General features: G+C 50.4%; 26 protein-coding genes and 1 other annotated feature. Of the genes, 13 read left to right on the plus strand and 13 right to left on the minus strand.

Annotation, left to right across the window (positions count from 1 at the left end):
* Positions 1–35: 35 nt before the first annotated feature.
* On the minus strand, positions 36–1,574 hold the full coding sequence (locus tag JSQ80_RS16705) for an ABC-F family ATP-binding cassette domain-containing protein (RefSeq protein WP_206096067.1): 1,539 nt from the start codon (positions 1,572–1,574) through the stop codon (positions 36–38).
* A gap of 435 nt (positions 1,575–2,009) precedes the next feature.
* Between JSQ80_RS16705 and yunB the strand changes: the two genes are divergently transcribed.
* Positions 2,010–3,011 (plus strand): sporulation protein YunB, encoded by a 1,002-nt coding sequence (gene yunB, locus JSQ80_RS16710; protein ID WP_206096068.1) that lies wholly within the window; start codon positions 2,010–2,012, stop codon positions 3,009–3,011.
* A 75-nt stretch (positions 3,012–3,086) separates the two neighbouring features.
* Here the strand turns inward: yunB and JSQ80_RS16715 are convergent, their stop codons facing one another.
* Entirely contained in the window at positions 3,087–4,202 is a 1,116-nt protein-coding gene (locus JSQ80_RS16715; RefSeq protein WP_087435884.1) for a M23 family metallopeptidase, read from the minus strand.
* Positions 4,203–4,373: 171 nt separating this feature from the next.
* On the opposite strand from JSQ80_RS16715, the gene lipA reads away from it, so the two are divergent.
* Both lipA and JSQ80_RS16725 read left to right on the plus strand, forming a co-directional pair.
* Complete coding sequence (gene lipA, locus JSQ80_RS16720; RefSeq protein ID WP_087435885.1) at positions 4,374–5,261, plus strand: lipoyl synthase; 888 nt, start codon at positions 4,374–4,376, stop codon at positions 5,259–5,261.
* A gap of 35 nt (positions 5,262–5,296) precedes the next feature.
* Positions 5,297–5,950, plus strand: a complete 654-nt coding sequence (locus tag JSQ80_RS16725) for a YutD family protein (protein ID WP_240463699.1) — start codon at positions 5,297–5,299, stop codon at positions 5,948–5,950.
* 112 nt (positions 5,951–6,062) lie between these two features.
* Here the strand turns inward: JSQ80_RS16725 and JSQ80_RS16730 are convergent, their stop codons facing one another.
* Both JSQ80_RS16730 and ylbJ read right to left on the minus strand, forming a co-directional pair.
* Positions 6,063–6,869 carry an NAD kinase gene (locus tag JSQ80_RS16730; RefSeq protein ID WP_206096069.1) on the minus strand — a complete coding sequence of 269 codons (807 nt, stop codon included), beginning with the start codon at positions 6,867–6,869 and terminating at the stop codon, positions 6,063–6,065.
* Positions 6,870–6,993: 124 nt separating this feature from the next.
* Positions 6,994–8,256, minus strand: coding sequence for a sporulation integral membrane protein YlbJ (ylbJ, locus tag JSQ80_RS16735; protein ID WP_206096070.1), 1,263 nt, complete (start codon positions 8,254–8,256; stop codon positions 6,994–6,996).
* Positions 8,257–8,770: 514 nt separating this feature from the next.
* Here ylbJ and JSQ80_RS16740 point away from each other — a divergent pair.
* Positions 8,771–9,151 carry a globin domain-containing protein gene (locus tag JSQ80_RS16740; protein WP_087435888.1) on the plus strand — a complete coding sequence of 127 codons (381 nt, stop codon included), beginning with the start codon at positions 8,771–8,773 and terminating at the stop codon, positions 9,149–9,151.
* 82 nt (positions 9,152–9,233) lie between these two features.
* The gene (locus JSQ80_RS16745; RefSeq protein WP_087435889.1) at positions 9,234–9,953 is read left to right on the plus strand and encodes a DUF2225 domain-containing protein; all 720 of its coding nucleotides are present in this window, start codon (positions 9,234–9,236) and stop codon (positions 9,951–9,953) included.
* A 560-nt stretch (positions 9,954–10,513) separates the two neighbouring features.
* Here JSQ80_RS16745 and JSQ80_RS16750 read toward each other — a convergent pair.
* On the minus strand, positions 10,514–10,744 hold the full coding sequence (locus tag JSQ80_RS16750; protein ID WP_087435890.1) for a hypothetical protein: 231 nt from the start codon (positions 10,742–10,744) through the stop codon (positions 10,514–10,516).
* Positions 10,741–10,923 carry a YycC family protein gene (locus tag JSQ80_RS16755; protein WP_087435891.1) on the minus strand — a complete coding sequence of 61 codons (183 nt, stop codon included), beginning with the start codon at positions 10,921–10,923 and terminating at the stop codon, positions 10,741–10,743. The genes JSQ80_RS16750 and JSQ80_RS16755 overlap by 4 nt, the downstream gene beginning before the upstream one ends.
* A gap of 161 nt (positions 10,924–11,084) precedes the next feature.
* On the opposite strand from JSQ80_RS16755, the gene JSQ80_RS16760 reads away from it, so the two are divergent.
* Entirely contained in the window at positions 11,085–12,875 is a 1,791-nt protein-coding gene (locus JSQ80_RS16760; RefSeq protein ID WP_206096071.1) for a M3 family oligoendopeptidase, read from the plus strand.
* Positions 12,876–12,949: 74 nt separating this feature from the next.
* Positions 12,950–14,134, plus strand: coding sequence for an MFS transporter (locus JSQ80_RS16765; protein WP_206096072.1), 1,185 nt, complete (start codon positions 12,950–12,952; stop codon positions 14,132–14,134).
* Positions 14,135–14,232: 98 nt separating this feature from the next.
* On the opposite strand, the gene JSQ80_RS16770 is transcribed toward JSQ80_RS16765, so the two are convergent.
* Positions 14,233–15,489 carry a methyl-accepting chemotaxis protein gene (locus JSQ80_RS16770; protein WP_087435894.1) on the minus strand — a complete coding sequence of 419 codons (1,257 nt, stop codon included), beginning with the start codon at positions 15,487–15,489 and terminating at the stop codon, positions 14,233–14,235.
* A 253-nt stretch (positions 15,490–15,742) separates the two neighbouring features.
* Here JSQ80_RS16770 and JSQ80_RS16775 point away from each other — a divergent pair, with 253 nt between their 5' ends.
* Positions 15,743–16,135 carry an O-methyltransferase gene (locus JSQ80_RS16775; RefSeq protein WP_087435895.1) on the plus strand — a complete coding sequence of 131 codons (393 nt, stop codon included), beginning with the start codon at positions 15,743–15,745 and terminating at the stop codon, positions 16,133–16,135.
* A 181-nt stretch (positions 16,136–16,316) separates the two neighbouring features.
* Here the strand turns inward: JSQ80_RS16775 and JSQ80_RS16780 are convergent, their stop codons facing one another.
* A complete protein-coding gene (locus JSQ80_RS16780; RefSeq protein WP_087435896.1) occupies positions 16,317–16,544 on the minus strand; it encodes an alpha/beta-type small acid-soluble spore protein in 228 nt (75 codons plus the stop codon).
* Between the two features lie 126 nt (positions 16,545–16,670).
* A complete protein-coding gene (locus tag JSQ80_RS16785) occupies positions 16,671–17,636 on the minus strand; it encodes an aldose 1-epimerase (RefSeq protein WP_206096073.1) in 966 nt (321 codons plus the stop codon).
* A gap of 182 nt (positions 17,637–17,818) precedes the next feature.
* Positions 17,819–18,079: a binding site (T-box leader), on the plus strand.
* Positions 18,080–18,142: 63 nt separating this feature from the next.
* Between JSQ80_RS16785 and trpS the strand changes: the two genes are divergently transcribed.
* Complete coding sequence (gene trpS / locus JSQ80_RS16790; RefSeq protein ID WP_206096074.1) at positions 18,143–19,129, plus strand: tryptophan--tRNA ligase; 987 nt, start codon at positions 18,143–18,145, stop codon at positions 19,127–19,129.
* A gap of 103 nt (positions 19,130–19,232) precedes the next feature.
* Here the strand turns inward: trpS and JSQ80_RS16795 are convergent, their stop codons facing one another.
* A complete protein-coding gene (locus tag JSQ80_RS16795; protein WP_087435899.1) occupies positions 19,233–19,421 on the minus strand; it encodes a hypothetical protein in 189 nt (62 codons plus the stop codon).
* A 121-nt stretch (positions 19,422–19,542) separates the two neighbouring features.
* Here JSQ80_RS16795 and JSQ80_RS16800 point away from each other — a divergent pair, with 121 nt between their 5' ends.
* Entirely contained in the window at positions 19,543–19,761 is a 219-nt protein-coding gene (locus tag JSQ80_RS16800; protein ID WP_087435900.1) for an alpha/beta-type small acid-soluble spore protein, read from the plus strand.
* A 191-nt stretch (positions 19,762–19,952) separates the two neighbouring features.
* On the opposite strand, the gene JSQ80_RS16805 is transcribed toward JSQ80_RS16800, so the two are convergent.
* Positions 19,953–20,930, minus strand: coding sequence for a metal-dependent hydrolase (locus JSQ80_RS16805; protein WP_087436122.1), 978 nt, complete (start codon positions 20,928–20,930; stop codon positions 19,953–19,955).
* A gap of 86 nt (positions 20,931–21,016) precedes the next feature.
* Here JSQ80_RS16805 and JSQ80_RS16810 point away from each other — a divergent pair, with 86 nt between their 5' ends.
* The 3 genes from JSQ80_RS16810 (at position 21,017) to JSQ80_RS16820 (ending at position 23,040) form a co-directional block, all read left to right on the plus strand.
* The gene (locus JSQ80_RS16810; RefSeq protein WP_254912330.1) at positions 21,017–21,313 is read left to right on the plus strand and encodes a hypothetical protein; all 297 of its coding nucleotides are present in this window, start codon (positions 21,017–21,019) and stop codon (positions 21,311–21,313) included.
* 129 nt (positions 21,314–21,442) lie between these two features.
* Positions 21,443–22,375, plus strand: a complete 933-nt coding sequence (cyoE, locus tag JSQ80_RS16815; protein WP_087435902.1) for a heme o synthase — start codon at positions 21,443–21,445, stop codon at positions 22,373–22,375.
* 50 nt (positions 22,376–22,425) lie between these two features.
* Positions 22,426–23,040: an SCO family protein gene (locus tag JSQ80_RS16820; protein ID WP_087435903.1), complete on the plus strand. Its 615-nt coding sequence runs from the start codon at positions 22,426–22,428 to the stop codon at positions 23,038–23,040.
* Positions 23,041–23,051: 11 nt separating this feature from the next.
* On the opposite strand, the gene JSQ80_RS16825 is transcribed toward JSQ80_RS16820, so the two are convergent.
* Entirely contained in the window at positions 23,052–23,402 is a 351-nt protein-coding gene (locus JSQ80_RS16825) for a toprim domain-containing protein (RefSeq protein WP_087435904.1), read from the minus strand.
* Between the two features lie 505 nt (positions 23,403–23,907).
* Positions 23,908–25,098 (minus strand): MFS transporter, encoded by a 1,191-nt coding sequence (locus JSQ80_RS16830; protein ID WP_087435905.1) that lies wholly within the window; start codon positions 25,096–25,098, stop codon positions 23,908–23,910.
* Positions 25,099–25,192 lie beyond the last annotated feature (94 nt).

Genomic DNA, 25,192 nt, shown 5'->3' on the forward strand with positions numbered 1-25,192 from the left:
AGTTGAAAACACAACTCCGTCGATACCTCTTTTTCTTAATGGTTGCACCAACCTTGCACTTCCCATACTTGCGTCACCCAGCCTTCATAGAAGTCCGGCTCGTGTGAAACAAGCAGAAGCGTGCCTTTATATAGTTGCAGAGCCTCTTTAAGTGCATCCTTGGCCCGGCTATCCAAATGATTCGTCGGCTCATCCAAGACAAGCACATTGCTTGTTGTCAGCATGAGCTCGCATAATCGGACCTTGGCCTGCTCTCCGCCGCTCAAGGAGCTGAGCGGCTGCCGAATATGGTTGTCTGTCAGTCCAGACATTGCCAGCGTTTGCCTAATTTCTTTCTGCGTCAAATCAGGCCGGAATGACCACAATAGTTCGAGCGCTGTGCGGGTTGAAGCAAAATCCTCTTGCGCAAAGTAGGCTGCCTTTACTTGCTCGCCTACTTGCACCGTGCCGCTTATTGGTTGCAAATGCCCCAATAATGTTTTGAGCATGGTGGATTTGCCGACACCGTTATGCCCGACAATTGCAATTTTTTCACCGCGCTTGATCAGCAAATCAATCGGTCCGAATAGCGGCTCTGTATAGCCAATTTGTAGATTGTTCGCCTCGATAATTTTGTTTACGGGGTCCGTGTTCACTTGGAACGCAAAGCGGGGCCGTGGTCCGGACGCAGGTCTATCGATGCGGCTCATTTTTTCAAGCGCCTTTTCCCGGCTCTTCGCTTGCTTTGCTTTCCGGTTTCGATTTTTTTGGATAAAGCTTTCCAGCCTGCCGATTTCTCTTTGCTGTCTGTCATATGCAGCTTGCAGCTGCTGCTTGCTTTGTTCGTAGCTGTTGAGAAAGGCTTTATAATTACCTGTATACCGCTTGAGCGTTTGATGCTCTAGATGGAAGATCGTATTTGCAATCTCATTTAAAAAACGTTCGTCATGCGATACGACAAGGTAAGCATGCTTATAGCTTTTTAAATATCCGATAAGCCAATCAATGTGCGAGTCGTCCAAATAGTTTGTCGGTTCATCAAGCAGCAACACATGCGGTTCTTCCAATAACAGCTTGCCTAACAACAGCTTCGTTCGCTGGCCGCCGCTTAGTTTCTCTACATCGCGGTCTTTGCCTAGCTCTAAAATGCCCAATCCGGCAGCAACTTCTTCGATTTTCGCATCAATCTGATAAAAATCAGAATGCTCCAGCTTATTTTGCAGCTCGCCATATTGTGCCAACCATCGGTCCAGATCATGATCTGCCGCAGCCATTTTCTCTGCGATTTGCAGCATGCTGCGCTCGATCTCATACAAATGGGCAAATGAGCTGCGTAAATATTCCATAATGGTTGTTCCCGGTACCAAATCAATGTGCTGCTGCAGAAAGCCGATATTGACATGAGGATACCATGCCATCGTGCCTTCGTCAGGCAGCATTTCTCCAGCCAAAATGCGGAGCAGCGTCGATTTGCCCGCTCCGTTGCTTCCGACGAGTCCGGCGTGCTCTCCTGGCAGCAAACGCAAGCTTATATCTTTAAATATTTTTTTATCTCCGTACATATGGGTAAGTCGTTCAACGGTTAATATACTCATTTCATTCTCTCCTTTTCGCTTTGCATTCAAAGCCAAGCCGAGAGAACAGCAGCTTAAAGATCGCATTCAATTTGCAGCATTGGTGAAGTTAACAAAAAATGGGTAAGGCGAACATACGCCTTACCCATTACAAAACGAATTTGTAAGAAAGGAATCGTTCTTTATCAACTGTTCTTCGGTTGGCTTAGATGAAAAATGGGCAGATCTCTCCCGTGTTAAGCCAAATACCGTTTCAGAACAGTCGATAAAATCATCATTTCCTTTCCACCTCATTAGAAATTTATAGTTATACATCAGCAAGTATACGCAGTCGTTTGCTGACCTGTCAAGACAACGCTCCTTGCCATGTCCGTTCTTCTTTTTTTGCGGCCGTCCGCATACACTGGGAACGTACAGGCTGCTCCTGTCAAGCCGAGCCGGAAGGGGGGATGTGAGTTGAGCAGATGGCGGCCAGGCTGGCGCTCGGGATTTCGACCGCGCAGATGGCAACTGCCCACTATATCGTTCAGCAAAAGGCGCGCTTCCGGATGGCGTGCAGCAGGCTGGCGCAAAAGCGTTCGCCCGTTGGGCAGCGGAAGCGCTAATACTGCCTCGCAATGGCAGAATCGGCCGGTTAAGCCGCGACGCAAGCGGAGGCTGTTCTTTATTGCGCTCGTTATATTTACGCTGCTGTCGGTACAGATGTTCGCCTATGTGGATAAAAATGTGCGGGGACCGTTAATGCACCTTGCGAAAATAAGGGTAAAGCAAATTGCGACTCAGGCGATTAACAAAGCGATAACCGAGCAAGTGATGCGGGGCAGAGAACTTAATAAACTAATCGAATGGAAGACAGATTCACGCGGCAAGGTCACCAGCGTCGCCTTGAACTATAATGAACAAATGCGAATTACGGCGGATACGGTCGAGGTCGTTCAATCGACGCTGAATCAAGCGGATGAGCTCAAGGATCATATCCCGGTCGGCCAAGCATTGGGCAGTCCGTTGATCGCATCGTTCGGTCCGCGCATTCCGGTGCGGATGGAGCCGCAGGGAGCAGCCAAGGTCGAGCTGAACACCCGCCCTAGGGACGTTGGAATTAATATGGTAATCATTGAAGTATACATAAAAGTAGTGGAAGAAGTGGCGATTGTCATTCCATTCGATTTGGAGCCAGAAGTGGTGGAAACGGAAATTCCGATTTCCTATCTGCTCGTCGTAGGCGATGTGCCAATGTATTATTATGACGGCAAAGGGCAACCGGTCGGCACGAATAGTGATAAGGCGCCAGCGTTATCATTGCCGATGCAGTCTTTGCCAGGGGGCTCGATAGGCGCATCCACGCCGCAGGACGGCATCAGCGTTCCTGCACAGACAGAGACGCATACGGAGCCTGCTCAGCCGGTTGAAGGCAGCACGGAATCATCTGTGCCTGTGCAAGGACAAGGGCATGAGTAACACGCAAGAAGCGTCCGGGGAGAGGCCGCTTCTTGCGTTTCTTGTGCTTCAGCGCATTTATGGATGCATGCTGCGCTATTTTTTTGTTTCTTTGGCAGGCTTGGCGGAATTCTGCTTCGTTTTTTTCGGCTGTTTGAGTTTCCGCTTTTCAGACTGCTCCCATTGATGCAGCAGGGGGTACGGATCGAACGCATACTCCACCAGCCCCCGATCCCGGTACACGCCGTAATGCAGATGCGGAGGGAACTTGCCGGATGTGCCCGGTTTGCCGTACCCTGAGCTGCCCACCCAGCCGATCGTTTGACCGGGTTTGACAATATCGCCGATTTTGATGCTTTTCTCATAACCGGATAAGTGAGCGTAATAGTGGTAAAGGTTGTTCAAATCGCGGATTCCGATGCGCCACCCGCCGTAACGGTTCCAGCCCTTCACTTCCACTATGCCGTAGCAGGTGCTGCGCACGGGCACTCCGTATCCGGCAAATATATCGGTCCCCTCGTGAATTCGGAACCCGCCGTAATGCCGCCCCATGCCCCAGGTGCTGCGGTAGGAATAGGTGGACTTCACCGGCAATGGAAAGGCGTGCTCGAACAGCTGGAGTTGGTCAAAGTGCTCATAGATGCGGGCGAACTGCTTCACCCGCTGCACGGATCTGGGATTGGAATAGTAATTCCAGAGCCCCGCGCCGAAGTCGTCTTCGTTCGGACCGTAGGAGCCTATGAACGAGGCGACGCTGTATAGCAGGTCGGTATCGTTGTTGGCGTCGGCACGTTGATCACCCGAACCGTCGCGCCCGATCCCCTTGAACAAAGAAATCGATTGCGGATTTTTATCTTCAATATCCGGGTTCATGAGACCGACCCATTTCGGGGGTTCGACGTATACACTGGTTAACCGTTTTGGATGTTCGCGTTTTTTAGGATTCGCCTTCGTCAATGTTCGTTCATATTGATCGATGGCTGCCAGACGATACCATGGAATTCCGGTCACTACACTCATTTTTTCATATAAGTCTCGCCGTTCTCTCCATACCTCGCCATCCGAATCGGCTGTTGCAGCCAACTCATCCGAAAAGGCGCGCTCTGAAATTTCGTTGCGGCCCAAGGAATGCGCAGGCGATGCGTCAAGCGGCGAGCCAAAGGTAATCGATAAGGCAAGACTTGCAACCAATACAGATGCAACTTGTCTCATGCGGCAGTTTCCTCCTTATTCCATATCCGAAAGGGATGGTTTAATGTTAGAATGTGCGTTGGTGGCCTTTTTATCCAAGCAATGGACACACAGGTATGGATTTTTGAGGGTTCATGGTATAATACTGAATTAGGTCAAGGTTAAGCGAACAGAGAAGGAAGGGTACACTCCATGAAAACGAGAGAGCAGAAACCAGACTGGATACGCATCAAACTGACCACAGGAGAGAATTACACCGAAATTAAAGATATGATGCGCTCCAAAACGCTGCATACGGTATGCGAAGAGGCGCGTTGTCCGAACATATACGAGTGCTGGGCCAACCGCACGGCAACGTTCATGATTTTGGGTGATATTTGTACGCGTGCTTGCCGCTTCTGTGCAGTGAATACTGGTATGCCAACCGAATTGGACTTGCAAGAGCCGGAACGCGTGGCTGAAGCAGCTGAACGCATGGGCTTGCGGCATTGTGTCGTAACTTCCGTCGCCAGAGACGATTTGCAGGACGGCGGAGCTTCTATCTTTGCGGAGACGATTCGAGCGGTTCGCCGCCGGATGCCATTCTGCACGGTAGAAGTGCTCATCCCCGACTTTATGGGGAATTGGGATGCGCTCCGTATCGTGATGGACGCCAAACCGGATATTTTGAACCACAATGTGGAAACAGTAGAACGGATGTCTGATCGTGTGCGGGCTAAGGCGAAGTATGATCGCACTTTGGAATTGCTGAAGCGGGCGAAGGAAATGCAGCCGCAAATTCCAACGAAATCCAGCATTATGCTTGGTGTCGGTGAAGAGTGGGATGAAATCCTGCAAACGATGGATGACTTGCGTGCTGTAGATTGTGATATTTTGACCCTTGGGCAGTATTTGCAGCCAACTAAGAAACATTTGAATGTTGAAAAATATTATCGTCCGGAGCAATTTGCAGAGTTGAAGGACGAAGGATTGAAGCGCGGGTTCAGCCATGTCGAATCAGGACCGCTTGTGCGCAGTTCCTACCATGCGCATGAACAAGTGAAATCCGCTCATCAGACGATGGCTTCCTCGAATGCTTAGGCTGCTCATCAGCCGCGGTATGCAGACCGGGGGGCATGAAGCAGCGTGCTCATCCGTTCGTGCTTGAGCCTGTCATCGACGGGGAAGGGGGAATCACGGACATGATTCATGTTGGAGGCAGAACGTACGAAGTTATTCAAGAGCACAAAAATGCATGGAATCCGGAAGCGTTCCGAAGCCGATACAGTGAAGTGCTGGAACGGTATGATTACATACTGGGCGATTGGGGCTACAGCCAGCTACGCTTAAAAGGCTTCTTCCGGGATAATCATCCGAAGTCCACCAAAGAGTCGGCCGTATCAAGTATGATGGACTATATTAATGAATATTGCAACTTCGGCTGTGCTTATTTCATCCTTGAGAAGGTCAGCAACAAAGATGCGCGCCTGCGCTCGGGCACTGATCAAGGGGATGAAGCAGAGCGGGAAGGGGCGGCAGCAGTGGAAGATGCCGGTGCAGAAGCCGTGCCGCAAGCGCAGCAAGGCATATCATTGCAGCCGAAGACAGCCGCTAACGATGCTTCTGCCGAGCAGACTCCAAAACCAGCCTCGTCGGAGCGCAAACCGCGTCAGCACCGCAATCGCCATAAGCATGGCGGTAAAGGTAATGGAGCGCCGAATGCGCACGCACAGCAGCGTGGCCCGGCGGAATCGAAAGAGTCGCGTGAAGCGAAGGAAGTTCGATCATAGCGTGAACATTCCCTGTGCCTGATGCGGTTATGGCTTATAGAAAAGGTGCGCCCATTGAAAGGGACGCACCTTTTTTCGCTGTAAATGAGACATTGCAGGGCACAGGCTCGTCTTAGCCGAGAAATGCTTCGCGCACGCGATTCCAAAACGGAAACGGCCGGTAGCGGATGAACGTCACGGACTGATCGGCAACCCGGCAGCGAATCGAACGCAAATGGTCAATGGGAATGTTCACATGATCCACCGTCAGCAGCAGCTTCTGCTTCTTGCGCGGATGAATGTCGAAATGGTGATGTTGGGGCAAAATAAGCGACGACCCCAGCGTGCGGTACACACGGTTGTTGATGGATGCGATCTCGGCAAGCTGAATGGACGGGATGGAAGGGTGCACCATGGCCCCGCCAAGGCTCTTGTTATAAGCCGTGCTGCCGGATGGCGTAGATACGCATATCCCGTCGCCGCGAAACATTTCGAACAGTTCGTCATTAATATCGATTTGAGCGACGAGCGTATTCTCTACGCCCTTCAACGTAAATTCATTCAAGGCAATATACATCCTCTTGCCAGTATCCTCTCCGTCCACTTGCAGCTCAATGAGCGGATACTTCACGATGCGCGGATAAATCTGGTCCTTCGAACGGTTCTCGGCCATCAACTGAACGAGCAGTTCGATTTCATCAGGCTTCCAATCAGCGTAGAAGCCAAGATGGCCGGTATGAATCCCGACGAACGCGATTCTATCAAGTTGGCCGACATAGCGGTGAAAGGCTTGAAGCATCGTTCCGTCGCCACCGATCGACAGAACAATCTCGGGCTCTTCATCGTCACAAATGAGACCTTGGCCGTGGGCTAAACGGTGAAACGTCTCGGTCAAAGTGACAGAGATCTCGTCTCCTCGGTTTAATATTGCGTATTTCAAGGCGCTGACTCCTTTGTTATGCGTTAATGTATAATCTTCTTTATCGAACATATCAACTACATATTATACGTTCCGCCACAGGAATACAATCGCCATTTCGGGTAAAGATGGCTGACAATGCAAGTTATTTGCGATTCAAGCGCACTGTCTCGATAAAGAAGGAGAGGAGGCACATCAAGATAAAAAAGAGCGCTGCCAGCACAAGTCCGACTCGCGTTGAACTCCAAGCGGTCTCCCAAGGAGACATCCATGCAGCGGAGTCCCCGAGGAATGGAAGCCAAGCAGGGAGCTGCGGCTCCAATCGCATGAGGAACGGATACAGCCAGTATGCGGCCACAGCAGCTCCCACACTATGGATAAGCCTGGCCAATAGAAACGGCATGTACCTCAGATCGCTTTGGTTCATGATACTGGCAATTTGTGCATGGACCGACAATCCGGCCCATGACAGCACCCAGGCGGCTGCCACCACCTGTGCATGGGTGCCGGCAGTGACGGCGGCGCCTGCGCTTTTCGCCCCTAAGGTCACTTCAAATAAGCCTCCCGTGAAAGCGGGAGCAAGATTCGGGGATAAATGAAAGGTCTTCAGCAGCAGCTGAAACAAATGTTCCCAGAACTGCATAACTCCGATGACGGCAAGCAAATCCATGACAACGGAAAAGAAGACGACAAGACCGCCGACCACGATCATGAGTTTCAATGAGGAATCGATTGCTTCTTTGAGCAGGGTGCCCAACGGCCGGCCATCCTGTTTCCTCGCTTCGTGCATCGCTCGAAAAGCTCTCCGGAAAATGGACGCCTTCTGGACTTTCCCCGAACCATCTGCAGGCGATGGCTCATCAAGCGGCGTCAGCGGCGCATGCGGCGCGTAAAATCGCATGATTATCCCGACGACAAGCCCGGAGCCATAATGAGCGAGCGCGAGGGTTAAGGCAAGGCGGGCATCTCCGAAGAAGCTGACCGCCACGGCTCCGATGAGAAAGATAGGATCGGACGAGGTAGTGAACGCAACGAGCCGTTCGCCTTCTTCTCGCGTAATTAAATTTTGTGTGCGCAGCCGTGTCGTCAACTTGGCGCCTACCGGGTATCCGGAAGCATAGCCCATCGCCACTACGAAGCCCCCGATGCCAGGAATACGGAACATAGGGCGCATGACAGGGTCAAGCAGCATCCCGATAAAGTGCACAATGCCAAAGCCTAGCAGCGCTTCGGAAATAATGAAAAAAGGCAGCAGCGAAGGAAACAGCACGTCCCACCAAATGGACACGCCGCGCGTGGCTGCGTCCAAGACAGTGGAGGGGTGCGCTGCCATTAGCATGAGAAATAGGCCGCATATGCCTGCGATGAGCAATAGCGCCAAATAAGAACGGCTTGTCCTGTGTTTCATGGGCACTCTCCTTTCACAAGGCCTGCACGCATTACTCCCTTCAAACATATGATGAGATAAAGGCAAACATGCCAAGCACCAGCTTATCGTACGTCTCCAATCGAATTTTGTAATCAAAATGTAAAGTAAACGCTTGCAGAAGAACGTATATTTTTGGGTATCGTTGTGATAAAATAAATGTAGAGAACGATGAAACGCGTAGTAGTTCGTTAGGGGTGATGAGGATGGGTATAATTGCTGGCATCCTTGTGTGCGCTTTCGTCTATGTCATTCGAGAGTCGTTGATGGGACCGCAGGAAGAGGATTGGGAAAGGTATTATAATTAAGTCACGGCGCTGAATTCATTCAGCGTTTTTTTGTGCAGATATACGTATGCAGCAGCCAGCATCTTCCTGAAATGAATTGAAAACAGGGTGCTTTTGTAATAAAGTTGAGCAGAGAGTACTATTATTATAGGGCTGAAGGAGGGGAGTCTGATGTGCTTACCCTACTTGCGCCAAAGACAGGAGTGCGTATGGAAAGATATAGCCAGACGATATATGAAGCGATCGGGGGGGAAGCGACCGTTCGGCGGATTGTAGAGGCATTTTATCCGAGGGTGCAAGCTGACCCTCTAATCGGGCCGCTGTTTCCGGAAAATATTATGCCTGTCATGGAAAAGCAGTTCATGTTTCTGACGCAATTTTTCGGAGGACCGTCACTCTTCTCCGATGAATACGGCCATCCGATGATGCGGGCGCGCCACATGCCGTTCCCGATTACCCGCGAGCGTGCGGATGCATGGCTGGGCTGCATGCGCGAGGCGTTGACAGAGATCGGCTTGGAGCCTTCGCTGCGAGACATGGTGTTGGAACGATTATCGGGACCGGCCTATCATTTTGTTAACACCAATTAGTTCACAGCATAAGTTCCGATAATGTGGTAAAGTTCCCTCATCACTTATGCTTATCAATCAGCAAGAAGGAAGGGACACTATAATGGAGGTTGAACCACTTTACCTGCTACAAGTGGAATGCCCATATTGCAAGAATACATTCCAATCGTCACGCGTACGATCGCGTTTTAAAAAGCCGATTCGCATTGACAGCGATTTTTGTCCGCATTTCGGTGAGGATAAAGTGAATCCCGACTTTTACGTTGTGCGGGTCTGTCCGGAATGCGGCTGCGCCTCGACAGAGAATTCGCTGAAGAATTGGCTGCCTGCCAACCGGGAAGCTTTTGAAGAAGTCATCGCTTCCCAATGGACATCGCGGGAATACGCTGGCGAGCGTACATGGGACCAAGCGCTAGAAACCTATAAACTCGCCTTGTTGACAGCCCAGACGATCGGGGAAAGCAAACGCGTCGTTGCCGGTCTGCTGCACCACATTGCGTGGCTCTACCGCTACCGGAACGATACGAACAACGAGCTGCGCTATCTGCGTTTTGCCCTGGATTCGTATATTATCGTATTCGAGCACGAATGGCGCGATCAGAACGATGCCCGCCTCATTTATATTATCGGTGAGCTATACCGCCGGCTGGGCGATCTGAATGAAGCTGCCAAGTGCTTCGCCCGGATTATTCACGACAAGCGCATTATGGATGCCGCGATGATTCGTGCGGCACGCGAGCAATGGGCCGTCCTTCGGGAACAGATGGCGGAGGAAGGAGATGCGCCGCCTGCCGTTAGCATCAGCGGGGGATTCACACAATAATGTTCACTGGCAAGCTGGTTCCTGAGAATATAAGGGAGCCAGCTTGCTTGTTGTTGCCGTGATTGGGTATGAAGAGTCAGCTTTTTTATTTTGAGGATTGATGACTAGGTGGATAAGGGGGGAAGTGAACTGCAAAAGGCAGTTTATTTTGCTGAAAAATTCCTTCTTCAGCATTTCAAATGCAAAAGTGCAGTTAAAATAAAAAATTCCCTCTATATCAGCGATTTTCACGAAAATGAAATGCACATTTGCAGTTAAAGACCAGTGATGGCGAGTTATTAGATTTAAATAAGTGTACTATTGCAGTTCAGTGCCATTGAAATGTGAACCATGAGACTGGCAAGGGCCAGTTAGCCAGTTCCGGGCGTTGCAAGGCAAGCTCGTATTAAGTAGAGGCGGGCAAGATGCTGCAGATGGATGGGACAGTCAATCATCATTTCATACAGGTCGGTTTTTTGGGTAATATTCAGTGTTGAAAAAAGAAAAACCCCCTCAGCACATTGAAGTTGTTACTACAAGGTGCTGCATCAATGTGCAGAGAGAGGGGTGTCCGTCGAAGATTAACGAATCTGGCGGTCAGCCAACAAGTAATCGCTATCCGCGTCGATGAGAACGATGCGGTTCCGGCAGCATGGGAACACGAGCAGCCGTTTCTTGCCGTCGCGGATATCCGGCAGTTCTTGCGGTTTCAAGGGGAGCAAGACGTTGTCTTTATGACAGAACGGGCAGCTCGAAACATAAATATCTCCCATGATGTGATCGTAAGGCAGCGTATTCTCTAATGGTATCATTTCGAATTCTCCGCCGAAGTGTGATTTTTGGCAGCGGAAGAGTCAGCATCGGCTTGGGCCAGCTCGGCAAGCTGCTTCAATAAAATATGCTGCGGCATATGCATAAGCTGCTCCACGGGGACGCCGAGCGCTTTCGATAACTTCAACGCGGTATCCGCTGAGATTTGCAAAGGTCTCATGCGCTATAATCCTCCCTGTGCGAGTAAGTTTAATTTTGGTATAGTTTAGTTATACACGGTCAAGGTGCAAAACTCAAATAGTTGCGTGTTCAAAAAGAGCTTTTTGAACAACCTATTATGCCTTCCGTTACCAATAATATTCGCAGAAAGGTGTGTGTGGCATGAAACAACCGTTAAGCCAAACGTGGGATTTGGATGTCATTTTCTCCGGAGGCGCGGAGTCTGAAGCATTGCGACAATCGCTTGCAGCCGCAGAACAGGATATCGCGGCACTGACCGGCAAGCTTAAAGAAATGTCTGCTCCGCAGACGTTGGAGGATACGAAGGAACTTGTACATATAACTGAACAACTGCAGGATGTAAATAAACGCCTCCATGAAGCGGGGGCTTATGTCGGTTGCCTTACAGCACAAAACATTAAAGACAAGAAAGCGGTTCAATTGTCCGGCCGCATTCAAACGCTGGGCGCGCAGCTGCTTACAGTCGATACGCTGTATGATGAATTGCTGCGCAGCATGCCGGACGAAGTCTGGGCAGCTTTCGTGAAGCTTCCGGAAAATGATGGCATCGCCTTCAACTTGAATGAGCGCCGTGAATGGGCTCAGGAGAAGATGTCCCCCGAAAAAGAAGCGCTCGTCGGCGATCTGGCTACAGACGGCTATCACGGCTGGTCGGAAATGTACAACACGGTCATTTCGCATTTCCGGATCGACTATGAAGAAGAGGGTACAAAGGTACAGCTATCCGCCGGTCAAGCGCACAATAAGCTGTCGCATCCCAACCGCGAAGTCCGTGAACAAATGTTCAAGCTATGGGAAGAAGCATGGAGCGAGAAGGCGGACTTCTGCGCAGACGCGCTGAATCGTATTGCCGGGTTCCGGCTGAAGTTGTATGAGCATCGCGGATGGGACAGTGTCTTGAAAGAGCCGCTTGCCATGAACCGCATGTCTGAAGAGACGTTGGACGCCATGTGGAATACGATTGTACGCAATAAGCCGAAGTTCGTCGCATATCTGGAGCGCAAAGCCAAGCTGCTGGGCGTAGAAAAATTGACGTGGTGCGATGTGGAAGCGCCGCTGGGCGGGACGCAAGCGACGATTTCGTATGATGAGGGCGCAAATACTATCGTTGAGCAGTTCGGCAAATTCAGCCCGCGCATGTCTGACTTCGCCGTGCAGGCTTTCGAGAACCGTTGGATTGAAGCGGAAGATCGTCCTGGCAAGCGTCCGGGCGGATTCTGCACCTCGCTTCCGGTCGTGAATCAAACACGGATATTCATGACATATGCAGGTACGCCTTCCAACGTGTCTACGCTGGCGCATGAGCTGGGTCATGGCTATCATCAATACGTCATGGACGGATTGCCTGCATTTGCGCAGCAATATGCGATGAACGTCGCAGAGACCGCATCGACTTTTGCAGAGATGATCGTATCTGATTCTGCTGTGAAGCAGGCGAAAGACGAGCAGGAGAAGCTGGCCTTGCTGGAGGACAAGATTCAGCGTTCCATTGCTTTTTACATGAATATACATGCTCGCTTCCTGTTCGAGACGCGTTTCTTCGAGAAGCGCAAAGAAGGACTCCTGTCCTCCGAGCAGTTGTGTGCTCTAATGGAAGAGGCGCAAAACGAAGCGTTCTGCGGGGCTCTTGACTCGCTGCATCCGCATTTTTGGGTTTCCAAAATGCACTTCTATTTCACGGATGTTCCGTTCTATAACTTCCCGTACACGTTCGGTTATCTATTCAGCACCGGACTGTATGCGCGCGCATTGCAGGAAGGCGAATCCTTCGCTGCCAAATACGATGCGCTGCTGCGCGATACAGGTGTCATGACAGTCGAAGCGTTGGCCGAGAAGCACCTTGGCGTCGATCTGACGAAACCGGATTTTTGGCAAACCGCAATTGACGTTACGCTCAAGGATGTTGAATTGTTCCTGCAAATGACGGAATAAGCCAGAAGCGCGGCGGCATTTCCTCTTAGGCGCAGGAGCGCAAGTAGAGCAATCTGGAAAGGAAAGACCTCATTGTGACATCGAATCGCTTGTTAAAGATGTTTCATGCTTTGTTCTATTCCATCAATGCGCTGCTCATCCCTTATTTGCCGCTCCTGTTGCGGGAGCGGGGGTTTCAATCCTTTGAAGTCGGAACGTTGCTAATGCTGGGGCCTTTCCTTGCAATGTTCGCTCAACCAGTCGCCGGGCTCTTGAGCGACCGTATAAAGGCGATTAGACCGCTCCTGCTCGGTTTATGGCTCGGAAAAGGAATTGCCGCTGCCTGCTTGTTTTTGTCTACAGACCGCATTACGGCTGCAGTCAGTCTGCTTGTGCTGTATATTTGCTTTCTGCCGGCTGTTTCCTTGCTTGATACGCTGACGGTCAAGTCGGCGACGGCGGTCGGCCAGTCTTACAGCTCGATTCGAATGTGGGGCTCGGTCGGATTCACGTTAACCGCCATCGTGATGGGGCAGATGTTCGACTTATGGGGCGGGGTCGACTCGCTGTTCTGGATGTACGTGCCGATATGGGGCAGCCTGTTCGTGAGCATGTTCTTGCTGCAAGAACCGCCGCAGGAAGCGGCGGGCGCGGAAGCTGCAGTAAATGCAGCCGTGCTGAAAAAAGCGCTTTCCGTGCCCTCTCTGCTCCTCTTTTTGACGCTTATCTTTATCATTGCCATGCCGCACCGCATGAATGATGCGTTGTTGTCGCTGCATATGAACGACTTGGGAGCCTCATCGGTACAGGTGTCATGGGCCTGGGCCGTCGCCGGATTAAGTGAGGTAATCGGCTTTGCCATGATGACCAGACTGATGCGGCGCAGCCGAATGCTGAAGCTTCTAACACTGGTCAGCGCCCTATATGCGATAAGATGGCTCATATATGCCCTTGTGAAGGAGCCATGGGTAGTTGTCGCGCTTCAGGGAGCGCATGCGATTACGTATGCGGCGCTATGGGTGCTTGCAATCGAATTTGTCGTGCAGCTTCTGCCGAAGCAATTGGCAGCGACGGGGCAAGCGTTGCTCGGCATGGTGTTCCTCGGACTCGCCGGCATTGCTGGAGGTATGAGCGGTGGAGCGCTGCAGGAGGCGTACGGTGGTCAGGCCATGTACTTATACGGCTTCGTCTGCGGGTTGACAGGCACAGTTGGATTCATGCTGTGGCTGAGTAGAGAGCGCAGGCGTTCCGCTCGTACCGGAAAGCATAGGATAGGCTGATCGGCCGTGAAAGGGCGAAGGGCTGCAGATCTTGATGATCTGCAGCCCTTTTTGACTCGGGGGAAGATGAACTGTTGTCACGATGCAAGCTATTTGTTTCACAATTTGAATACTTGAAAGGTACGCTGCAACTGTACTACTTTCAGCTGCAGTTCCTCGGTAGTCTCCACCATAGCTTGAACGGAAGCAATCTGTTCGTTCATGGAAGCGGATACCTGCTCGGTTCCGGCGGCGGATTGCTGCGTAATCGCAGAAATGTTCTCAATGGAGCTGGAAATCGTCTTGGCTCCGTCCAGCATACTGTCGCTCTCTTGGGCAAAGGCCGCAATTTGCCCCGTTATGAACCGGATGCTTTCTACAATCTCATTAAAGATGCGTTCGGTTTCCCGAATCATTTCTGTTTGAGTATGTACAACTTCTTCATTGATATGAATATTTGTAATCGCTTGCTTGATGCCTTGCTCGATTCCTTTGACAAGCGTGAATACTTCCTTGGTGGAAGCGGTTGATTCCTCAGCGAGATTCCTTACTTCCTGGGCGACTACGGCAAAGCCTCTGCCATGCTCGCCGGCGCGCGCCGCTTCAATGGAAGCGTTCAAGGATAGAAGGTTCGTCTGTTCGGCAATCTCTGAAATGGTGCGGGTGATTTTGGAGATTCCTTCGGTCTGGCGTGCCAGCTGGTTAATCGCAGTCGCTACATGCTCAGTCGCTTCAATATTCCGCTGCATGCCCGCACTTTGCGTGTCTACGGCCGTCCGGCCCTTATCCACCAAACGCAAGGTCAGGGCGGATCGATCGTTCATTTCTTTTGTGGAATGAGTATAGGATTCGACTTTATGCTCGATTTGCTTGATGGAATCCGACATGGCGGATATATCTTCTGAAATTTCGGCAGCGCCGATAGCCAGCTCGTTCGACGATGCAGCCACCTGCTCCATGACCATTTTCATGTTCTGGTTCTTATGATACATATCCCGGCCGGAGTCGGAAACGTGGCGGGATATATCGGTCGTTTGCTGCAATATTTCACGCAGCTTGATGACCATTGAGTTAAACGAATGACCGAGCTCTCCCAAGGCATCATTTGCCGACACCTGAACGGTCTGGGAGAAGTCTCCCTTCGCAATCTGCAATGCGGATCGGGACATCTCCATAATAGGCTCAGTCAGGGATTTCTCCAACATGTTGATGAACGGATAACTGATTCCGATAAGGATGACAAGGGTAATTAGTCCTGGTATGAGCGAAGCGCCGCTTGTAAGCAGCACAATCGTTGTCAATGCGAACAAGCCCACGATGCCATAGCAGCCGATTAACAGCTTATGCTTCAAGTTTAGCGTATTGAACCAATTCATATGACCGCTCCTTTATATGTCCCAAGAGATCCATAATATAGCATGCTAGCATCATTATAGCATCGCCCCTATACAGGGTCTATGCAAATGTTAGCAAAAAAACAAACATTTATTATAGTTTTGTCGTTTGAAGTCAAGAAAAATCTAAATATGTATATATGTGTTGAAAATAGGAAAAAGTTCCCTTATAATGAGTCTTGAGAACCATTTTCAGGATGGTGCGGTTATTTTATATAAGGAGGGACTTTGTAAAATGAAGACTAACGGAATGCCTTTGGCTAGGCAATTAAGCCTAGTGTTTGAGCAATTGGAGTCTGAATTGATCGGACTAACTGGGGGGACGGTCATTGTCTGCATTCGCAATGACGTGGTAGGGAAGTTCGGCGTGAAGCACGATGCGCTGGAGAGCAGCAATGGTATCAACAAGCCCATCAGACAGGGCTTGACGCTGCGTCATGTGGCCTCGTTCCGCCAGACTGCCATCGATTCTTTGAAGCACAAGAAGCAATGGACACACGGTGAAATCGTATTTGACTTTGCTGTCAAGCAGGATACATTGCATATCAGCACATGGTTCGAATCGAATTATAATTTGGTACATATGCTTGATAAGCAGGAATCCCAAACATATAAGCGCGCTTCCTGAGCCGAGGACAAAAGCAAAGAAGCTCTCTATCTTAGAAAAGAGAGCTTCTTTAACATTGGCGAGCAAATGATTCTGCCCGCCACGCAGGAACGGTAGTGGCCGAAGGAAGAGGCCGAATAAGCCGAAGCTGCTTGTGCTGCTTAAGTATGGACGATGCATTGGCCTTGCTGCACGGTAGCTATTAGCGAGTGCGGCCCGCCAATTGTTGTTCAGCCATTTGAACAAGACGCTTTGTAATAAATCCACCGATGGAACCCATGTCACGGGAAGTGTAGTTTCCATAGTAGCCATCTTGTGCGATTGGAATACCCAATTCTTGAGCAATCTCATACTTCATTTGTTGAAGAGCTGCTGTAGCTTGAGGTACCACCAAGTTGTTAGAGCGGCTTCCTGATTGATTTGCTGGCATGTTGTTCACCTCCTTGTGTTTGTTAGTATGGAAAGCTAGAGTGGAAATATGCGATGAACCTTGCTAAGCCGTTCATGTAAATAATGCCAAGTCAGAGGGCCGACTTGGCATTGGTAAAACGAACATTTATGGATGTTGGATTTCTAGATCGAGCACGAGCGTGATCGGCTCATTCGGCTGTAAGTCGATTAAACCGGTCGTGTCGTTATCAAATGGCAGATTAGGGGCATCGGTCAACCAGGTATACGGTTCCACACAGACGATTTCATCCGCAACACCGCGGGTGTAGAGCACCCAATGCTTAAAGAACGGACGGTTGCCTGCATAACGGATGCGATAGCCGTCATCCCGTGTCAACCATGCCTCAGGCTTGTCCAAACCGATGCTGAATACCGTATCGAAGTTCGTGCCTTGCAAATTCATTCCCTTAAGAAGCTGTTCGTTCTCGCCTAACGGCAAAGTATTGCCTGTAGTTATCAGTTCCTCATCCAATTCATAAATACCGCTTACCGGAACCTGAAGCGTCCAGCGATTCGGTTCGCCGTCGATGAGGAACCAAGTATGCGTTCCAAAGCCGAACGGTGCCGCCTGCCCGCCAACGTTCGTCACCGTCAAGTGCTGGGATAGCGTGCTTCCTTGCAGGACGAACGTTAATTGAAACTCCAGCGGAGTCGGGTATTGGCGCATCCAATTGTCATCGTCAGCTGTATGGAATTGTGCCGTAACCACAGCCTGATCGGCTTCCGCTTCCGCGCGAATGACAGACCATGGCTGCAAGCGATGCAGGCCATGAATGTGGTTATCGTTCGCCGTATTTTGGTCGAACTGGTAGGACACGCCCGCATATTCGAAATGTCCCCGGCGAATCCGTCCGGGCGGCATCAGCATCGGAATGCCGAAATGATATGGCTTCGTCATATAATAATCGAGGTCGCTCTCCGCTGGTGCACGCAGGATGTCGCGCTGGGCGGATTTATCCCACAGCCGGATGACATTGCATCCAAGTCCGGGAAGCAGAGTCGCTTCCAGGGCGCCGCTGTCCATGATGAGCGTCTCATAACCGTTCCATTGGCCTTTTGTAATCTGATACATATGTAATTGCTCCTTTATACAATGAATTTTGAGCGCTTCTGCGTTACGATTTATGATATCAAATCCGCTCCGTAAAGTCATATGACTTGATGTACGCGAGGGCGATTGACAAAAGGGGAGTTCTTCGCTATTCTAGTGGCTAATCAAGTACGCGTTGCCTGTGGCAAGGCGGAGGCATCTAATTGAAAGCGATGATAAGGACAAGTATGCGATACGTTGGGCTTCAGAGAGCCGGTGGATGCTGTGAACCGGTGCTGGCGCATCAGCTGAATGGACCTTTGAGCGCTGAGCCGAACCGGTGCGATCCGAGCATCGCCAGTAGGCTTGGCCGCATCCCGGCGTTATCGGGCAGAGATTCGCGCAACCGCGACTTCAGTACATGCTAAGTACATGCTGGTTGAGGCGAATAAAAGAGGGTGGCACCACGGTCTTTCGTCCCTTGACGAAAGGCCTTTTTGTATTTTTCTAAGCATGATAATGCAGAAAGTAAAAGGAGTGTGAACAGGATGAAACGTGTATTATCGGGCATCCAACCAAGCGGTCAATTAACGATGGGCAATTACATCGGAGCGATTCAAAATTTCGTGAAGCTGCAGCATGAGCATGAATGCTTCTTCATGGTCGTCGACCTGCACGCGATTACGGTCCCTCAAGATCCTGAAGCGCTGAGAGAGCAGACGGAATCCGTCGCCGCCCTGTATATTGCGGCAGGCATCGATCCAGTTAAAGCGGCGATTTTCCTGCAATCGCAGGTGCCGCAGCATGCGGAGCTCGGATGGTTATTAACGACGTTGACGTATATGGGCGAATTGGAGCGAATGACGCAGTTCAAAGACAAATCGGAAGGCAAGGAATCGGTCGGTGCCGGGTTGTTTGTCTACCCGTCACTAATGGCGGCAGATATTTTGCTCTACAATGCGGATTTGGTTCCCGTAGGCGACGATCAGAAGCAGCATTTGGAGCTGACTCGCGATATTGCGAACCGGTTCAATCACCGATTTGGCGATTACTTTACCGTACCTGCGACCTACACTCCCGAAGTGGGCGCACGAATCATGTCGTTGGACGATGCGTCGAAGAAAATGAGCAAGAGCAATCCGAATGCGGGAAGCTACATTGCGCTGTTGGATGACCCTGCTGTCATTCGGAAGAAAATTAGCCGGGCCAAGACCGACTCCGAAGCTGTCGTCAAATACGATCCGGCCAATAAGCCGGAAGTCAGCAACCTGCTTAGTATCTATTCTCACGCTGCAGGAATGTCGATTGCGGAGATTGAAGCGAAATACGAAGGCCAGATGTATGGGCCGTTCAAGAAGGATTTGGCGGAACAAGTCGCTGCGCTTATCGAACCGCTGCAAGCCCGTTATCATGAAGTCCGCCGCACGGGGGAACATCACGATGCTCTTAGCCGGGGTGCCGAACGGGCCTGCGAAGTGGCACAGAAGACGCTTGATGAAGTGAAGCGCCGCATGGGATTTGTGCTTCCTCGATAAGGTTAGCCTGCCGGTATGAATGCGATGGCCGTCCGGCCGCCAACAAAAAAGCAAGAGGCCTCTCCAAGAGCGATTCACTTCGCGGGAGGTCTCTTGCTTTTGTTCATTTATTCACGGAGGAAGCGGATTGGCGACGCAGTCTTGCTTTCGTCACGAAGCCGAATCCAATATTGCATACGGCCAAGACTGCAAACAAGGCGACAAGCCATGCACTGTAGCTTAAGGAGATGGCGGTGGCCGTCAAGAGGCCGATAGATGAGCAGGCGAACCATAGCGCCAGGCCTTTACTCATGGAGATCGCTCCTTTTGGATAGAAATTGAGTCGACAACAAGTATAACATTCCGCAGAGCGGATAAAATAAGCTTGCAAGCTTGCACAACTAGAACCGCCAATGTGAAAGGAGATTCACCCTATGTCTAATCAATCCCGTTCCAACAATTTGGTCGTTCCTCAAGCCACTGCAGCACTGCAACAAATGAAATACGAAATCGCTCAAGAATTGGGCATTCCGATCGCTCAAGACGGCTACTATGGAAACTACACTTCCCGTGACATGGGTTCCATCGGTGGATTTATTACAAAGCGTCTTGTGCAAATGGCTGAGCAACAATTGTCCGGCGGAAATCGTTAATAGCATGCATTGAAGTTTTGAGGCTACTCCTGCGCGCGGAGTAGTCTTTTATCGTTATGGTGAGGCTAGGCGTAACCAAATACCTTTTATGGTGATTTTAGTATATCACATACCGTCGTCGAACAGGTTTTTATTACGGGCAGCGCAACGTGTATGGAAGCCAAAGATGCGTCTTTATCCTTAACGCGCCGCTATTCCAAGCCGTACCGTTTGACGGTGCGAGTATGACTTAACCAACCGATAAAGTAGTCCAGTGTTTCGTACTTTAAGTTCATCATGACGATGGCCACTAATGGATACTGCTTGCGGTGACGATACCTTACGTCCACCCAACGAACGGCGTAGCCGTATCCCGTCTGCTCCACGGTGGCGCAAGCGTAGTTGGAGAAATAAAGCAGGGCCTGCACGGCAGGGTGCGACTTGGATGCTTCAACGGCGGGATGATCGTGACATACCGCTCTTTCCGTCCAATAAAGGATGCCCCGTTTCCAGTGGCCAATCATAAAAGAGCCGTTTGGCTTCCGCTTGACTACATTCCATCTCGACAGAGCAACGGTCGGAATAATCGTGTACGTTTCTCCTTTTTCATAGTCCGTGTCGAGAAGGGGCAAATGCCGCTCAACTTGCCGGTGAACACGGGTTCGCCATACATAGTAAGCAATAAGCAGCAAATATAGAGCTGGAAACAGCACGCGTGGTGAGAGGATGCCGAATCCCCAGAGCACAATCGCAATGAGATGAGTGGAAAAAATAATCGGATCGAACAAAGAAATGATATTCCATGATATCCATCGTTTTGTAAATGGCCAGCCCGCTTGAGTGCCATAAGCATTGAAGACGTCCGTTAGGACATGAAGGCATACGGCCAAGCCTGTCCACACCAATACGTGCGTGAAGGAAGCCCCTTTATTGAGCCATGTCAGCACACCGGATATAAGAAACGACCATACTGCAATCATAGGCAGCGAATGGGAATACCCGCGATGCTGGCGAATATAAAGCATATTGCTTTTCCATTTTAACACCGTATCGAAATCTGGAGCTTGAGAACCAATCAGCACGCCGAAGAAGACGGCAGTCGAGGTTGCCGGCTCCAAGGCTACGAGAGCGTCGCATTGGGCCAGCCCGGCCAATCCGAGTCCGATTATGGCATGTGTGCTTGTATCCATCATTAATCACCCTCTTGTATTGTGCACAACTTTGTTCCAAAATATGACTCATGGGTTCATAAGAGATTAGAGAGAGGGTGGTAAAGGTGAATCGAATCATATTTGTCGAATATCGGATTGATCCGAAGCTGCGGGAAACATATCTGTCTCTCGTGAAGAAACAGCTGCAGCGCCACGCGAATGCGGTGCTGTATGAGGGGACGGATCAACCTAATGTGTTTGTCGAACAATGGTTGCGCACTTCTCACGAGGATTATGTTCGGATGAAAACTTTGCGGCTTGAAGAGAGCAGTGAATGGGACGCAATTACGGCCTGCATTCCAGGAGGAAGAGAAAAATTGCATATTTGGGAATTTGAAGAAATGAACAAACATTGTGAATAAAAGGTCAATGCTTTGTCAAATTATTGAACGACATTGTCATGTGCTGGACACTTTTGCTATGATAAAAATTACAGCGGAATGCACCAATTTTCTGCTCTTCTCTGAACAATACAAGGAGGATAGGGTCACGTGGATAAACAAATGACTTATCAGGCTCCTTCCGATGCCGTTATGCTATCGCCGGAACCGATGCGGGCCGGATTATGGAGAGAGTTTATTCTGTTAACGAAGCCGGGCATTATACGCTCCAATTTATTGGCAACGTTTGCGGGCTTCTGGGTGGCAGCGAAATGGGACATTCCTTGGATGACCTTGCTGTGGGTGCTGGCGGGAACAACTCTCGTTATGGCATCCTCATGTGTGTTTAACAACTATTTCGACCGTGATTTCGATATGAAGATGGAACGCACGCGCAACCGGGCGCTGCCAATGGGTCGATTGCAGCCCCGGGTCGTACTTTGGTATGCGATTGGATTGGGAGTCGCCGGATTGTCATGTTTATTTTTGCTCGTCAATCCGTTGGCAGGTTTGTGCGGCATCGCAGGGATGTTTGCCTATGTCGTTATTTATACGCTCTGGCTGAAACGAACATCCACTTGGAGCACATCGGTGGGCGGGATCTCGGGAGCGATGCCGCCGGTTATCGGTTATGTGGCCGTTACGGGGAATGTGGACATCGGAGCGGTTCTGCTCTTTGCCTTGCTGTTCTTATGGCAGCCGCCTCATTTCTGGGCGCTCGGCATTCTCCGCGTGGAAGACTACCGCGCGGCAGGCTACCCTCTGCTGCCGGTCGTCAAGGGCATCAAACGGACAAAGTGGCAGATGACTCCTTATGTCGCGTTGCTTTTGCCTGTTTCATGGTTGTTTTACACCTATGGATACGTCAGTCTTATTTACGGCATTGCGGGAACGGTTATTAACTTAATTTGGTTGTATGTGTGTGTTGCAGGACTTCGCAGCAGCAACGACGAGGTGTGGGCCAAGCGCAACTTCATTCTCTCGATCAACGCCCTGATGCTGCATCTGATTATTCTTATCTTGGATACAATGGGTAAAGCCTGAAGTATAGGTTAAGAATTATAGAACATGGGAGAGTAACGGGGGATCGAACGATGTCACAATGGGCGAAGAAATATTCTTTTCAAATTTTTCTGATGGCATTAGTCCTTGTATTTGCTGTCGTGGCGGCCATTCTGTACTGGCCCCGCGGGCCGGAGCTTCCCCTTACGGGGAAGTCGGCGCCGGATTTTACGATGCAGAACGTAGACGGCAACACGGTTAGCTTGGCAGATACGAACGGCAAGGCGCGTTTGTTCTATTTCTACTTTACCAATTGTCCGGATGTATGTCCGCCAACGACATACATGCTGTCCGAAGTTCAGCAATTGTTGAAGGACAAAGGCGTATTTGGCAAAGATGCAAGCATTGTGTCCATATCGTTCGATCCGGAGCGGGACACGCCGGAAGCGATTCAAGAATGGTCAAAGAAATACAATGCCGATTATAGCGGATGGTACTTCCTGCGCGGTGACGAGGCAGACGTGGCCAAGATGATGCCAGCCCTCGGTTCGAGTGTCATCAAAGACGAGGATGGCAACTTTACTCATTTGAATGTCATTACGTTGGTCGATAAGGATGGAAACATCCGCAAATACTACAACGCCAATGATCGTGAAACCGCATCACCTGAGATCATTGTGAATGACGTTATGAGTTTAGCGAAATAGTAAATAAACAATCAGGCGAACGGGGCTGGGTCCGGATACACGATGTATTCGTCCAGCCCCGCTTTTTCTAGCTGCTGGATTAAATATTCGTCAGGGGTGCCTTCCACGCCCGCATAGCCGCGACGGGTATATATATGCTCGGCATCGGGAAACGTATCCCGCAGCACGCCTCGTATACGCTTGCCAGAGGCATCGTTATCCATAAACAGATAGACCGGCTTGTCCCCCGCTTTTTTGCGCAGCGCTTCGGTCCGTTCCGTATTCAATGTGCCATTTGTACACAAAATGCAGACATCATCGTTCAAGAGGCTGCGCAAGCGGCTGCGGTCGTTTTTTCCTTCTACAATGATTGCGATTTCCATGGCGTTCACCTACTAATATGTAAAGTTCATTTTTGTTAAATGAATCGGTTGTGATTTCCTAGTGTAACACAAACCCCGCACTGTCTTGCAACGTTCCGGCCGCTACTTCCGTACCTATGCGGGAAAGGCTCCAACGAACAATTCAAAGATGATAACGGCGTTAAGCAGCAGATGAAAAAACGGCTTGCCTTGAGACAAGCCGCATGAGGAGAGAGCGAGAGGAGTTTAAAGCAATGGAGCGCGGAGAATGATGACAAGCAAGATGTAAAGAACGAGGATTGTGCTTGTTGCCGTCCAAAAGCCTATCCCGCATCCAGCGGCGATTGGCGCAACGGGGGCCGGACCAGGACCGCATGGATCATAACAATTTCCCATCTCGTTTCACCCCGCTTTCGTCGATAGTCTGTTGACACAATGCTATACTATGTCAGATGTCAGGGGTTGTTCTGTGCTTCTACCCAGATCGACCCAATTTAGATTAGCGCCCGTTAGTCAGCCAATGCCTTTACGTACGCGGGGAGGTTGCATGGGGCTGCTGCGCGCGCAGCCTGCCATGCGGTATAAACGGTTGTCTGGCTGGAAGCAACGTGACTGCCAGCATAAGAAACAGAAAAGCGATAAAATAAGGGGAAATCGTATCCCGCAGTTGTCCGGCAATCATCGGACCAAGAAACGAACCGATGGAAGAAGCGATGGACAAGATGGAAAATATGCGTCCATAGCGGACTCCGCCGCTAAGCTGTATCAGATGAGCTGATAGGGCGGGAAGTATGATTCCCTTGGTCATTCCGATAAGAAACAAGGTTGCCATTAACGGTATGGGCCAATGGATAGCGAGCCCGAAGAACAGCAGCGATAAGCCGAAGGCGCCCATCCACGTGCGCGTAAAGGCAGGGTATTGGTTCAAGAACAGCAGGCTAAGCGTGAATAGGGCGCCTAGGCTGACAGCGGAAAATAAAATGCCTGTCTTCATTATGGATTCAAGCGCGTCGGCCATAAGCGGAAGCTCGAAGAACAAGATGCCCTGCGAGCAGGCAATGGCTAACGGCATAAAGTAGAAGCGCCACGGCACTGCAGGCGCTTTGTCTTTGGCGGTAACGGGAGTTGACGTACTTTCGCTCTGTGCAGGCGTCTTATGCATGTCGCTTTCTTTAATATCATGTATAAAAAACCAAGCCAACGCACCGACGAAGACGAGCGCGATGCCAAGCGCCTGAAATGCCATTGAGAAGCCTATTTTGGCGACGAGGTAGGCCCCGGCTGCCGGAGAGACGACGGACGCGAGCGTATGCACAAGGCCGTTGCCCGCCATAAGCTTGCCTTGCTGCACATGATCCCGCGCCATGCGGGCAAGCAGCGTCAAGCAGGCCGGAGACAGAAAGGCAAGCACGAATCCGCTAATCGAGCGCAGCACGAGCAATTGCCACGGATTGACGACATGGGCCTGCAGAATCATGATAATACCGGCGCCGATAAGGCTCAGCACAATAAAAATCCGGCTACCGAATCGGTCGACTCCGTAACCGGCCATAACATTGCCTGGCAGATGGGTAAAGGAGTACATGCCCATCATCAATCCGATAAAGGACGGGGCCGCACCTAAAGAAATGGCAAACGGGGTCAATATCGGATACTGCGCATGAAGATCAAAAAAAGCAACGAATAAGAACAAGTAGAGCCAAAGCACAGAGCGCAAATCAGTCACCTCCAGATCGCTATGGTATACTTGTACGTCGGAATGGACGAACTTATTACTTTTAAGAGACAGTTCACAAAAGTACTCTTTTGAT

This window comes from Paenibacillus apiarius, assembly GCF_017052585.1.
GTDB lineage: Bacteria > Bacillota > Bacilli > Paenibacillales > Paenibacillaceae > Paenibacillus_B > Paenibacillus_B apiarius.